We start from the raw sequence: 11,576 nt of genomic DNA, 5'->3' as shown, positions 1-11,576 counted from the left end.
GTGCCCTCGCGTTCATGCGCGGCAACAACGTCATTCCATTCCGTCAAGCGTAAAACCACGTGCCATCAAAACGGCGCTTACTTTCCTATTGGGGTGCTGATGTAATCTTAACGCAAAAGCGTCGTGGTATAAGGGGCAGTTCATTCGACGTAGGGGTGAGTTATTCAGGCATCGCCTCTCCTGCCGCCGCGCGATAGATGGCCATGTCGTGGATCTCTCTAAGCGGCTATACCGGGAAGAAGCCGTACCTGCCCACCATCGGATTTTTTGTGAACACGCTCACTTTCCCCTGATAATCGACAAAAGCGGGGGGGTGTTCGTTCTCGACCACGATCACTTGGCAGTCTTTGGACATGCCGACCAAGTAAGTATAGAAATTAGCTTTAAGATCAGTACCTCGAAGGTCATCGTGCTCGCCTTCGGGCTTCCAGTACGCAAGCAGCGGCGAATCAAGCACCACGAACCCTGGGTGAGGAAGATCTCGCTCCTTGCAAAACTGCAGTAGCCCGATTGTGAAAGCGGCATGCGTAATGGCGCGAAGCCCCTTCCCAGTGCTTCCGCGTCCCTTTCCGGAGATCACTAGATCTCTGGATCCCTCATCAAAGAATACCTTTGATGCCTCGGGATAATCCCAATCTAACAGGATTTGCTGGACCTCTTTGGCGAATTCCTCTTGCACCGATTTTGGAATGACGGTCTTGGTGTTCTGCTTGTCGTTTCCTTCAACATCTTCTTCCTCCACCAACGTCCTCTTACGCTCCATCAGGCGTGCGAGCGAAGCCAGCTTGCCGAGCGAACCTCGGACCGCCGCGAGTTTCGCGGTCAACTCGTTAAACGAAGTTCGCTTGTCGGCCACGCTCGGCGAGACGATCTCGGACAACTGGGATTCAAGGTTCCTGTATTCCGTTGCGATTGCCGGGAGATTATGGCCGAGATCTCGATGCTCCTTTCGCAAGACCTCGAGCGTGTCGGAAAGTTCACGTCGAAGCCGTTCGATCTTCGCAATCTCAGCCCGCGAGGCGTTTACAACCGCCTCGACGTTGCCGTCGCAATCGGACTCGAGGTGCTGAGCGCCTGGATGAGCTCCGCAAACCGAACATGAGAGCACCGTAAGGTGGACGAGAAAAGATCCGCTCTCGTAAATCGACCCGAGTCGCTCGATATCGGTTTTGTAATGCGTGTCCAACAGGTTGAAGCGTGCGACCAGCTCCTCAATCTCCTTCATTCGCGCACGTGAAGACCTAATTACAGTCGCCACCGTTCCCCGTCTCTCCAAAAGACCGTCGAACTCGGCTTGCGCCGAGAGAAGAACTTTCGCCTGAAGGTTCAAGGCATTCGTAAGCTTTTCTTCCTGCTCGCGAAGTTCGTTCTCATCGACGCCAGCTTCATCGAGTTCAGCCTGCATCTCAGCTATCATCTGGTCGAGAAGTTCAACTTTACCGTCGTCGCGCTGGCGTTGAGGTGAATCGTCGTCCAGAGACACCAATGAGCTATCGTCTACTCCGGTGAGGAGAAGCTTAAACGCCGCGTACTCAGCGGTCGCTGTTACGAACTGCCCCGACAAGGCGGGCGAGCTCTTTCGCTGGATATCCCCCTCGGTCGCGACGCAGAGACGTGCGACGTCGCGAAAGCTTATCGAACGTGTCTTCCCCTTTGAGTTCTGCCGAAGACGCCGTCCCGCGTACCCTAGCCTGTCAAGCAGTTCGAACGACAGGGTGTCGGTCCGGGTCCCTGCGTGTTTCCATCGCAGCTTTCGCTGCTCACCAGTCGGCATGCTACCTGTAAGAAGCTCGTCATAAGCGAGAAAATCCCCCCCTTCGGTGCTCCTGTCTATTGTCAACGGTCTGCCGTCAGAGCTATCGATCGCCAATCTGATCCGATCATAGCCGACCTGTTCAGAGATGCTGCGCTCTGGCAGCTCTCTGCCCAGCATGAAGTCAACGCTTTCGGCAATGAAGGATTTCCCGGTCTCGGACGCCCCACAGATGACGTTGAGTCCGGTAACGAACTCGATCTCGGCTGGTTGCCGGCCGGGCCCATAGTATCCGAGGTAGCGAAGAAATAGATTATTCATAGGCTGTCGTCTTCGCTTGTCATAGTTTCGAATGGTTGGAATTCGGCGGTCCATTTTGAAAATAAGCCGTGAATGACATCATCGAGTTCATGGTCGGTCAATTCATCGAAAGTCTCGGCCACCCATTCCGCCCTTGCTTGCAAGTGGCGGCTGTAGGGCGCCTCGAGATTGTCGAGAAACGCGCCAGCGGCTTCCTCGGCCTGGTACAGGATGCCCTCGTTCGTGAGAATTCTTTTGGCAAGTCCGCGCCCCATTAAGAGCTGCACGCCTCTTTCCACAAGGCCTCGCCTGACGAGCAGTTCGCCGGACCGCAGCGGAAGTGGGGGATGCAGGCTCGGAGGTCCATCGGCATCAGCGGAATGCACCACGAGGTAATCGTATTGCACCAAGCGCCCAAGGTCATGCGTGCGAGGATAGGATGCCGCTAGAACGACGAGTGTTCTCATCCCGGTCTCCAAGGGGCTGTTGAATGGCTCCGTCATGACTTCTTGATCCAGTGAAGGCGATCTTCATTCGCGAGCTGATGACATATCCCCTGCAGGTCCGCGACCGTCGAGACAGAGTAGAGCGCGTTGCCACGCGCCGGCAGCCTGCCCGCCTCTTTAACGACCTCTTTCACCCTCGCGAATCCATTTTCATGATCGTCTTCACAAGTGTCAATCACACCGTTGTAGATATCCTGTTGTAGCGCATCAAACGTGCCTTTCAGGCTTCGATCTCGCGCGAAGTTCCGCAAGGACTCAGCACTGTAGAACAACGACCTTTGTCGGTCATAGTGGCGTTCAAGGGCCAGGCCCGCGTCACTAGGAGAGGCTACCGGCTTCCTAAGAATGTCGCCGTAGGCCTCGAAGAGCTTGCGGATGTACACACTCTCGCCTGTGCTAGGTGCCAGGGGCGGTGGACTCGCGGGCGCGCGCGGCGGAAGGCCGCCGCCGAACCGCATGGCGTGAAAGCCAGTCAACTTGTGGGTAGCGATGAGATCTACAGCCGAAACCGTTTGGAAAATCGAGAAATCGAAGCCTTCGAACCACGCAAGCAACTCGCCTACGAGCGGTGCGTTCAGTCCACTCGAGATCTTGGGTACCAGCTTGTCCCAGTCTGTCCGGACCCTGGTCTTGAAGCGCGCAGCGTCTTTCATCAGCCGATTAACCGTAATGCCGATGCCCAATGGAGAAACGAACACGTGGCGACGAGGAATACGTTCCTGTTGATTGAACGGAGGCACGGCCGTGAACGAATGAAAGATGATCTTGGCGACCTCGGGAAAGACATCACCCGGCTCCAGCGCATTCCCATAACGCTTGCACTGAAAGCTGTCCCATGGTGCGTCGAATCCTTTTGGGTCAGTGAAGGCGATAAGGTCGAGACCAAGGTCACCGGCGCCAGAAAATTTATTTACGTCAGAATAGACGCCTGTATTCTCATAGTACCACAGCCACTCATGGGTGAAATCCTCCCAGTCGCTAGGCGATAGTACACGGATCAAGCTGATCGGCGAGATAGGAATGCCAGTTGCGATTTGTGCTGCCGTTGGCACCGCATCCGTAGCCTTGGGTTTGATCTTCGTGAGCAAGACAACTTCCGATTCCACAATAAACTGAAAGAGAGTGTTAGTCGTGGATGTGACGACTTACAACTCACGATAAGATCTAGGAATGTTTGCCAGGAAGTTCTGCATTCTGCGCGATTATGAAGCCAATGTTGAGCACCGCATTCTCCCCTGCTTGCGATCGCTCCGATACCTTTCGACAATTTAGAATTAGGAAAACCGCTGATCCGTCTGAATACTCTGAAATTGCTCGCATTTTATCGATCCGATTACCGGCGATGAAATATCCGGTGTCGTATGCACGTCCCAAACAGGGACACTTCAATGACAGGCATTGACCCGAAAGCACAGGCGCTTTCCGCGGCGCTCAGGCGGATATCCGATCTGCAGCAGCAGATGACCGATCGCGTCCTGGCGATGGCCGTCGAAATCGAAAAGCTGACGACCGTTGTTCCCGCCGCGGAAGCAAAGGCTTTCCTAAAAGCTCGGTGCAATCTGCCTGCGACCGAGCTGTCGACCTACATGGGGGTCGCGATGTCCTTGAGAGGATCAGAAGATATCCTTCGAGAGGCGCGCGCATCGTTTCCCGTCGTCAAAGCCCTGGTAGCTGCCGACCCGGATACACGGCAGGAAGTCCTAGAGCGCATGGAGATCGGAGCGCGCATCGATACGAAGGACATCGCCCTCATTAAGAAGCGGTTGGCCGACGCTAGATTGACGCCGGCTGAAGCATTGACTGCTGCGAACAGGAAAGCCGTCGCGGCGGCCGTGCGTCGACAGGCAAAGGCAGCGGTTGCGTCTTTCGAGGAGCGTGCGGCTTCCTTCGTGGATGAGCTAAGGCAGTATTTCCGACACGTTGACGGGAAGGCTTCCATCATAAAGGAGGGCCTTCGCCATCAGGCGGGAATCCTTAAAGCTGAGTGCGATATCCTGTTTGGTAAGGAGGAGCCCACGCTCGCTTCGCTGCGACCCGCGACACCGGCATATCGCATGGCGATGGCACGCAAGATGCTTGGCGACATCGCCTCCGGGCAGCTTGGCGAAATCGGCCCAATGGAGACGCGCGTACTGTCGACTTTGACAGGGCAAAGCCGGATGTCTTTCGTAGGACTTTCTCGCAAGCCGTTGGCCGAAATTCCACCACAGCGTTACCGTCCCCGCGTTGTCGAGCTGTGCGCCGGTGCCGGTGGTCTCGCCCTAGGCCTGGAGCGCGCAGGATTCGAGCATGTCGCTCTCATCGAAATGAACAGGAATGCGGTGGCCACACTGCGAGCCAATCGGCCGAACTGGAACGTCGTCCAGGCTGACGTCCGAAAGGTCGACTTCAGCCAGTACCACGACCAGCGGATCGACCTACTGACGGGTGGGCTTCCCTGCACTCCGTTCAGCACGGTCGGCCAGAAAAAGGGGCGACACGACGAAAATAACCTGATGATGGAAGGCGTGCGTGCTGTGCGCGAGATTGCGCCGAAGGCATTCCTGTTTGAGAACGTCGAAGGCCTCCTGCACTCTCGCCACGCGGACTACGTTGCGTTTCTACTGCGCGAATTCTCCAAGGCAGGATACTCGACGGAAATCCACCGGATCAACGCCAAGGACTATGGCGTTCCGCAGAACCGGTCCCGCATCATGTTGGTGGGGATGCGCAAGGATCTGGCGGGTGCCTTCCGAATGCCGAGAAAGTTTCCGGAACTCTCTTCGAACGTGGGCGACGCCCTCGCTGACCTTATGAGCGAAAACGGCTGGTCCGGCGCGGAAGCCTGGCTGCAGGCCAAGAGGGATCGCGACTACCGGGCAGACACAATCCGGGGCTACCAAGGCAGCGCGCGCGAGGGAGAGGCGATCCGTGCCGACAGGAGGCAGCTTCGCTACGCCCCTCCGGCGAAGTCCGCGCCGACGGAAGATGAAGGCTCGCGGGAAGGTTTTGCGCCCGGCCTGACGAATCGCATGCGCGCGAGGCTCCAAGGATTTCCGGACACATGGGAGTTCATCGGCGGTCACGGGCCTGTTGCCGACCAAATCGGAAATGCGGTTGTGCCAGCGGTAGCTCAAGCGATGGGGTTGGCGATGGTCTCTGCCCTAAAGGGGTGGGAGATCGACTGGGACGCGATGTTTCGCAGTTCCGAAGCGCGCCTGAGCATCGAGGCACCCTCGCTGGTTATGCGATGCCACCATCTTGATCGTGCGTCAAACACCTCCTCCGCATCTACGTCCACGATTGCACACATACCTCATTTAGAAGGACGAATAATATGACAGTCGTTATCGAAGCAGATCCAGACGATCAATACCTCACGATCAACCTAGATGGCGAACCTGAAGAGGTATTGAACGAGCATCAAGGCATACGCTTCGCGGTCTATGATTCCGACGGATTGTTGATCGGCAGCGGCACTTCACGCGAAGAACTGGACACGGCGTTAGGTCAGTTGCGAGTAATCGATGAGAGGCGCGGCCTGATCAAAGGTGCCGAGAAGAAAGCTATCGCAGAGCGTTTAGCCAATCTCACCGAACGGATCGTGGCTCATGGGGAGGTTCCGCGCACTGCCGTTCTTATCGTGGCGAACGAACCAATCATCGCGGATTTGCCCGAGGATGGCTCATATCCTGAGCCGAAGGATTTGGAGTGGCGTTCAGACGACGATCCCGAACCTGGAATGATGATTTGACGCCTCCAGAAGCTTCATTCGCTCCTCGTATGCTTTGAGCCGGTCTCTCTGTTCCGATGAACCTCCGGTCTGCAGCAGGTATTCGGCTCTGCGAAGCCACCAGCGCATGTAGCCGGCGTTTCGAGTGCGCAAGCCAATTTGCAAACATCGAAGGCATGCTGCTATTAGCCGGGACTCCGGGTAGTTGACGGGCATCGATCGCTCCTTTTTTCAAGGATGCTTTCGGCGTTTCGCCGGCGCAACTGCAATCATCTTCGTCTCACACGCCGTGGTTACTTCTTTGATGGTGTTGTCGCTCTCTCAGCAGCAGGATAAGTATAAATAGACACCGCTTTCAAGAACGTCGCGTTCTCCGGTTACAATTCGAAGTCTGATCTAACGAGGAACCTCAGTGGCCCATCTATCCTTGCCTCCCGCCTTGGCGGCATAGAGAACTGCGTCCGCCTGAGACACCAGTCTTGCCAGATTGATTTTGGCATCCGACCAAATTCCCCCGACGGTGACCCGGACGTCTGCCTGGGCATCTCCCAGACTGATCGATTTCCGCATTGCGAGGACGACCCGTTCGGCGACATCCTCAACTGCCTGCCGGTCCCCCGCGATGATCAGAACGAATTCGTCTCCGCCGATGCGAGCTGCCAGATCTGTCTGGCGAATGCAGAGGCGAAGCCTGCGAGCCGTTTCTTCAAGTACTGCGTCGCCCGCAGGATGACCGAAGATGTCGTTGACCTGCTTGAAGCCATCAAGGTCGATTGCGAGAACGCCGATACCGGAAGCAGTCGTCATCCGCCCGTATTGGTTCGCTAGCCCTCTTCTGTTCAGAAATCCGGTCAGGGTATCGCTCTCAGCATTTCGTTCCGAAGCCTCGAGCCGACGATGCTCGTCCGTAAAGTCGATGGCGACGCCGACAATCCTTCGAGGCTTCCCGTTTGTATCCCTGAGCAGACGTCGATCGCAGCGCATCCATTTTTCGCCGAAGACCGTGTCGAGGCGATACTCCGCGACCGACTGATCGACCGCGCCGGACAGAAGGGGCGTCAGATCTGCGGCCGAGGAATCCTCCGGGTTCACTTTCTCAAGGTATCGCTGCAGATCGAGCCTGGCAGCCTCTGGGCCACCTATGAATGCTGCCAAGCGGTCGGATGTCTCGAACGTATCAGTGGACACGTCCATGTGCCAGAACCCTCCTCGTACCGCCTCCATCGCGAGCTCTAGTTGAGCCGCCTTCTCCGCCAGTTGACGTTCATGCTCCTTGTGAACAGTGATGTCTTCTATCTGCGACAGGAAACGGATGACCTTGCCAGAAGTGTCGCGCATCGCCGCTATATGGATGACGACCTCCACTATCCGTCCATCCGGGCGCACGTAGCGCTTCTCGATCGTGTAGCCGTCCCGCTTTCCAGCCAGGACCTGCCTGAACAGGATCATGTCGGCTTCAAGATCGTCCGGGTGCGTAAAGTCTGCAAATGGCATTCGGTGCAGAGCCGCTTGAGAAATCCCGACGAGCCTGGAGAATGCGTCATTGGCACGGAGGATGCGGCCTTCCACGTCGACAACAGCCACGCCGATCGGTGCATGGGCGAACGCGAAGTCAAAAAGGGCGAGGCGAACCTCCGCACTGTCCTCGTCTAAACCATTCTTGGGCTGCATCGCTCCTCCCGTAGCCAACCTGCTTCCTGTGGAGGGCATCCTACCAGTTCAACCGCAGACCAGCCTTTCCATTCAAGGCATAGTTGTCTCCGTTAAACGTCGTGCTGAAATTAAGGTTGCCGTAAAGCGAGGCGTTGGCTGATAACTGCCGCGTGGCACCGACTGGAGGCCTCGGAGGAAGGTCGTTATAAATCCCACGAGGTCATGTTTCGGCCTTCCGAGGGTCTCCAGCATCTCCATACGCAACCGCCATCTTTTCATGTGCCCACGCTCTGGCGTGGTCAACACTGCATCGCGACAGGTTTTGGAAACTTCCATTGCCCGTCCAGGATTTCCGGGTGCGCCCTATAAAGCCTCACCGTATAGTTCCAACCTGCCATGATCGGCAGGTAGTTCGCGCCTCTGTGCAGTGATGTTGTCGAGCGAGCAGGCATTGAGTTCGTTCTTTGCCAATAGAGCTTACGCATAGTCTTCTCCTTCCACGAACGCATTTTCATCAACGACCTACGGGAAACTGAAAGTTGAGACCCGCGAATATCTGCCACCGTGGCGCACCACCCCCTTCGCTCCAGACCGTGTACTGGGGCTCGACGAAAGCGTTCATCGTGATCCCCTTGTCGAGCTTGAAGACCTTGCCGATGCCCGCCCCGACCGGGATGTAGGACGCGCCGCTCTCGAGGTTGAAGTTCCAGGTCGCGGACGATCGCAGATACCAGCCGTCCGAAAGGTTCACGTTGAGGATCGGCTGGAAGGTGAACAGGTTTACGTCATCGCGCTCGTCAGACCCGGCGAAGGAGGTCTGATAGGTGACGAGTCCACCGAGCAGTCCCCACTTCTGCGGGGCGACGACAATGCCCGCGCCGCCGACCTGCCATTTCCCGCTTCCGAGAGAATCGTCGGTGGCGGTCGGCACAACGACGAGAGGTCCCGCGCCGAATGTCACGTCGCCCTGCTTGGGGAGAATGAAGATGTCCATCAGTGTCAGATCGCCCAGACCTGTGACATAACCGGATGGGACATCCGGCGAAGTCGCGATGGGAAGCGTAAACCGCAGGAGCTGCGGCGCGCCAAACATGTCGGAAGGCACCAAGCCTCTAAGAAGGAACTGGTTGGCGTGTGGGTCGCCCGGCGTGTCGGTGAAGGACGGGATGAAGTAGTCCTGCAGATTGATGGTGATTTTCGGGGTCAGGGGATTGTTCGCGTCATTGACGGAGTCATGCGCTTCCTGGGCGAAGGCCGGAGACGCCATGGTGGCGAGCCACGCGAGCGTGGACGCGAGGGCAACAGAGCGTATCAAGGGAACCTCCTCGTTGTTCGGAAGCAGTCCAGCACGAAGTTGGGATGTAGCCCACCGTGTTACTGTTACAATCGCGTAAATCGCTTGTCGGCCTGGCTATTGTTACAGTAACAACCTCGCTTTTCGTTGGCATGTGGGCAACTTGGACGTTTTCGCCCCACTCGCGCCTCCTTCAGGAGAGGAACGTTGGAAGGCCATGGATAGCAGCAGAGAAGTTGCCCGTCGCGGAATGTTGAAACTGATGCTTCGGCTGCCTTCGCTGCGCCGCGAGCTCCAAGTCCTGTGGCAGACCGACGCGGGTCTTGAGGCTCTTTGCGAGGCCTACCAGGATGCCACGACAACCTTCGACCGACTGCATCGCAAGCAGGAAGATCGACAGGATCCACTTCTCGAGGAGTACCGTAACGTGTGCCTGGAACTTGAGGGCGATGTGCGTTCGCGCTGCCTCGCGCGCAGCGGACATCCTAATAAAGAACCCGGTTGAATTCAGGGTATGAACACTACCTTTTGCAGTTGTAACGCAATGTGCGGCAACGTACATTTTACACCGCTAATAGGCGAGCGAACGTGAGGGTTGCTCAATGGCAGCGAACGGCATGATTATGGGGGAACATGAAGTCTCCGAGAATGATGCCCGTGCGGAAGCCGAGCGTCTTCTAGCAGACCCAAGACTTCACGTATCCGATCGGCACCGGGCTTTTCTTAAATACATAATCGACGCTCGTTTCGAAGGCCGCACCAGCACGGTCAAAGCCTACTCGGTGGCAATCGACGTATTCAACCGACCGCCATCCTTTAATCCCTCTTCGGATCCGATCGTGCGCATCGAAGCAACCAGGCTTCGCGAAACACTCCAGAAGTACTACCAGGAGATAGCCAGCGAGGCCGGTGCACGGCTCGAGATTCCGCGGGGGCGTTACGTTCCATTCTTCGTGGAACGTAACCATCCACCTTGCCCGCTGGAGGAGGACGCCCAGGAGGATGTCTCCCAGCCCGAGGTCTTGGCGGTCCAGCCGACGGACACGGCGCCACCAGCGCACCGCGAACGTTGGCGCAATTTCTCCGTCGCAGTCGGGCTTCTACTCGTTTTGGCAGGAGGCGCTTACGCTTTCATCGGGCACATGACGCAGTCGCCACCCTACACCCGCAAGCCCCTCGTATCGCTGTTGATGGCTCCCTCTCAAGATATCGACCCGGCGGGTGCGGCTCTCCTTGAGAAGCTGGCCCTCTCAATCGCACGTTTTGGCACAATGCGTCTCCAGTCGGCATCTGCTGCGCCACGAAGTGCGCTAACCGCGCCGGAGCAGACAGCCTATGAAGTCAGGCTTCGCTATTTGCAAGGAGCTTCCTTTGTTTCAGTCTGGTGGCAGGTGTCGGACTCCCGTACAGGAGAGGCCGTCTGGACTGATGAGGATCGCAGGGAAAGTGCTGAGGGGAGCACATCCGACAACATAACCGCTTTGGTCCAAGGCGTGTCCCGTAAACTCGCAGGTCAGGCTGGCGCGATAAATGCTATCGAACTAAGGCGTGGTCTTCCGAAAAGCACTACGGGTAATGTCTGCGTGTTGCGGGGCGAGAGGGCAGTCGAACTGCGCGACCTACCTGGCATCATCGCGGCTCGGGGATGTCTGGAGGCGACCATAGAAGCGGACCCTTCCGATGCTGACGCCATGGGCACCCTGGCGCGTGTGAGAATGTGGACAGGTCGTATGACCGGGGACAAAAGTTATTTCGGTCCCGCTCTTGATCTGGCCAACAGGGCTGCCTCGGTGTCTCCCACCTCGGTGCGTGCGGCGCTGGCGCAACTGGCGACGCAGTACCAAGCTGGGCAGATCGACATGTCGATCGCGGCAGCTCGGCGCGGCCTCGCACTTAATCCTGAGAACGCGGACCTTCTCGCCAAGCTAGCCATGGCCACTTTTCTCAACGGGCAGTGGGATGAGGGCCTGAAACTTGCGCAGCAAGCGGCTGACGTAGCGGGGCAGCCGCTCAAGGACGCTAGTTTCGTCATGGTGCTAGACGCGTACCGTCGGGGTCAATATGCGCAGGCAGTCTTTCTTGCCCGTCAGGTCCCGGCTGCAGACACCGTAACCGCGGCCATTAGGATCGCCGCAGTGGCACGTACTGGCGATCGCGCGGCGACCGACAAGGAGATCGCCTCAGCAAGACTACAGCATCCCAACCTTGACCGCATGGTCGCTTCCATATTCGAGGGAACACGCTGCGACCCTGAACTTGAGGCGGCGCTAAGGGAAGGGTTCCGCCAGGCGGGCCTGAGCGCGCCAGTAGTCGCTGTCAACGGCTCAATGTAACAGTAACAAGCTTGCGTCGGACGCT

General features: G+C 57.3%; 10 protein-coding genes. 4 read left to right on the top strand and 6 right to left on the bottom strand.

Going from position 1 to position 11,576, the window contains the following annotated elements; all coding sequences use genetic code 11:
• Nucleotides 1-226 precede the first annotated feature (226 nt).
• Genes IFT53_RS09540 through IFT53_RS09530 form a run of 3 tightly spaced genes read right to left on the bottom strand, consistent with a single transcriptional unit; the run spans nucleotide 227 to nucleotide 3,647 of the window.
• The gene (locus IFT53_RS09540) at nucleotides 227-2,074 is read right to left on the bottom strand and encodes a coiled-coil domain-containing protein (RefSeq protein WP_192063891.1); all 1,848 of its coding nucleotides are present in this window, start codon (nucleotides 2,072-2,074) and stop codon (nucleotides 227-229) included.
• Nucleotides 2,071-2,556, bottom strand: a complete 486-nt coding sequence (locus tag IFT53_RS09535; protein WP_192063892.1) for an ABC-three component system middle component 2 — start codon at nucleotides 2,554-2,556, stop codon at nucleotides 2,071-2,073. Before IFT53_RS09535 ends, IFT53_RS09540 begins: the two co-directional genes overlap by 4 nt.
• Nucleotides 2,553-3,647 (bottom strand): ABC-three component system protein, encoded by a 1,095-nt coding sequence (locus IFT53_RS09530; RefSeq protein WP_192063893.1) that lies wholly within the window; start codon nucleotides 3,645-3,647, stop codon nucleotides 2,553-2,555. Before IFT53_RS09530 ends, IFT53_RS09535 begins: the two co-directional genes overlap by 4 nt.
• A gap of 300 nt (nucleotides 3,648-3,947) precedes the next feature.
• Between IFT53_RS09530 and IFT53_RS09525 the strand changes: the two genes are divergently transcribed.
• On the top strand, nucleotides 3,948-5,879 hold the full coding sequence (locus IFT53_RS09525) for a DNA cytosine methyltransferase (protein ID WP_192063894.1): 1,932 nt from the start codon (nucleotides 3,948-3,950) through the stop codon (nucleotides 5,877-5,879).
• On the top strand, nucleotides 5,876-6,292 hold the full coding sequence (locus IFT53_RS09520; protein ID WP_192063895.1) for a hypothetical protein: 417 nt from the start codon (nucleotides 5,876-5,878) through the stop codon (nucleotides 6,290-6,292). The genes IFT53_RS09525 and IFT53_RS09520 overlap by 4 nt, the downstream gene beginning before the upstream one ends.
• Before the next feature lie 375 nt (nucleotides 6,293-6,667).
• On the opposite strand, the gene IFT53_RS09515 is transcribed toward IFT53_RS09520, so the two are convergent.
• The 3 genes from IFT53_RS09515 to IFT53_RS09505 all read right to left on the bottom strand — a co-directional run bounded on the left by IFT53_RS09515 (nucleotide 6,668) and on the right by IFT53_RS09505 (nucleotide 9,191).
• Nucleotides 6,668-7,942, bottom strand: coding sequence for a diguanylate cyclase domain-containing protein (locus IFT53_RS09515; RefSeq protein ID WP_192063896.1), 1,275 nt, complete (start codon nucleotides 7,940-7,942; stop codon nucleotides 6,668-6,670).
• Nucleotides 7,943-8,223: 281 nt separating this feature from the next.
• The gene (locus IFT53_RS24040) at nucleotides 8,224-8,409 is read right to left on the bottom strand and encodes a hypothetical protein (RefSeq protein ID WP_342365787.1); all 186 of its coding nucleotides are present in this window, start codon (nucleotides 8,407-8,409) and stop codon (nucleotides 8,224-8,226) included.
• Between the two features lie 29 nt (nucleotides 8,410-8,438).
• Nucleotides 8,439-9,191, bottom strand: a complete 753-nt coding sequence (locus IFT53_RS09505; RefSeq protein WP_192064449.1) for a hypothetical protein — start codon at nucleotides 9,189-9,191, stop codon at nucleotides 8,439-8,441.
• Between the two features lie 244 nt (nucleotides 9,192-9,435).
• On the opposite strand from IFT53_RS09505, the gene IFT53_RS09500 reads away from it, so the two are divergent.
• Nucleotides 9,436-9,723 carry a hypothetical protein gene (locus tag IFT53_RS09500; RefSeq protein WP_192063897.1) on the top strand — a complete coding sequence of 96 codons (288 nt, stop codon included), beginning with the start codon at nucleotides 9,436-9,438 and terminating at the stop codon, nucleotides 9,721-9,723.
• A 112-nt stretch (nucleotides 9,724-9,835) separates the two neighbouring features.
• The gene (locus tag IFT53_RS09495) at nucleotides 9,836-11,551 is read left to right on the top strand and encodes a tetratricopeptide repeat protein (RefSeq protein WP_244656236.1); all 1,716 of its coding nucleotides are present in this window, start codon (nucleotides 9,836-9,838) and stop codon (nucleotides 11,549-11,551) included.
• The last annotated feature ends 25 nt before the right edge of the window (nucleotides 11,552-11,576 follow it).

Origin of the sequence: Rhizobium sp. CFBP 13644, from assembly GCF_014842165.1 — a bacterium.
GTDB lineage: Bacteria > Pseudomonadota > Alphaproteobacteria > Rhizobiales > Rhizobiaceae > Agrobacterium > Agrobacterium tumefaciens_C.
Note: the sequence above shows the minus strand (reverse complement) of the source record. Positions and strands in the feature narration are given on the sequence as shown.

What these genes read in the sequence shown, in the direction of transcription:
- IFT53_RS09515 (WP_192063896.1), bottom strand. Translation starts at nt 7,942, where the DNA reads ATGCAGCCCAAGAATGGTTTAGACGAGGACAGTGCGGAGGTTCGCCTC.
- IFT53_RS24040 (WP_342365787.1), bottom strand. Translation starts at nt 8,409, where the DNA reads ATGCGTAAGCTCTATTGGCAAAGAACGAACTCAATGCCTGCTCGCTCG.
- IFT53_RS09520 (WP_192063895.1), top strand. Translation starts at nt 5,876, where the DNA reads ATGACAGTCGTTATCGAAGCAGATCCAGACGATCAATACCTCACGATC.
- IFT53_RS09525 (WP_192063894.1), top strand. Translation starts at nt 3,948, where the DNA reads ATGACAGGCATTGACCCGAAAGCACAGGCGCTTTCCGCGGCGCTCAGG.
- IFT53_RS09540 (WP_192063891.1), bottom strand. Translation starts at nt 2,074, where the DNA reads ATGAATAATCTATTTCTTCGCTACCTCGGATACTATGGGCCCGGCCGG.
- IFT53_RS09500 (WP_192063897.1), top strand. Translation starts at nt 9,436, where the DNA reads ATGGATAGCAGCAGAGAAGTTGCCCGTCGCGGAATGTTGAAACTGATG.
- IFT53_RS09535 (WP_192063892.1), bottom strand. Translation starts at nt 2,556, where the DNA reads ATGACGGAGCCATTCAACAGCCCCTTGGAGACCGGGATGAGAACACTC.
- IFT53_RS09495 (WP_244656236.1), top strand. Translation starts at nt 9,836, where the DNA reads ATGATTATGGGGGAACATGAAGTCTCCGAGAATGATGCCCGTGCGGAA.
- IFT53_RS09505 (WP_192064449.1), bottom strand. Translation starts at nt 9,191, where the DNA reads ATGGCGTCTCCGGCCTTCGCCCAGGAAGCGCATGACTCCGTCAATGAC.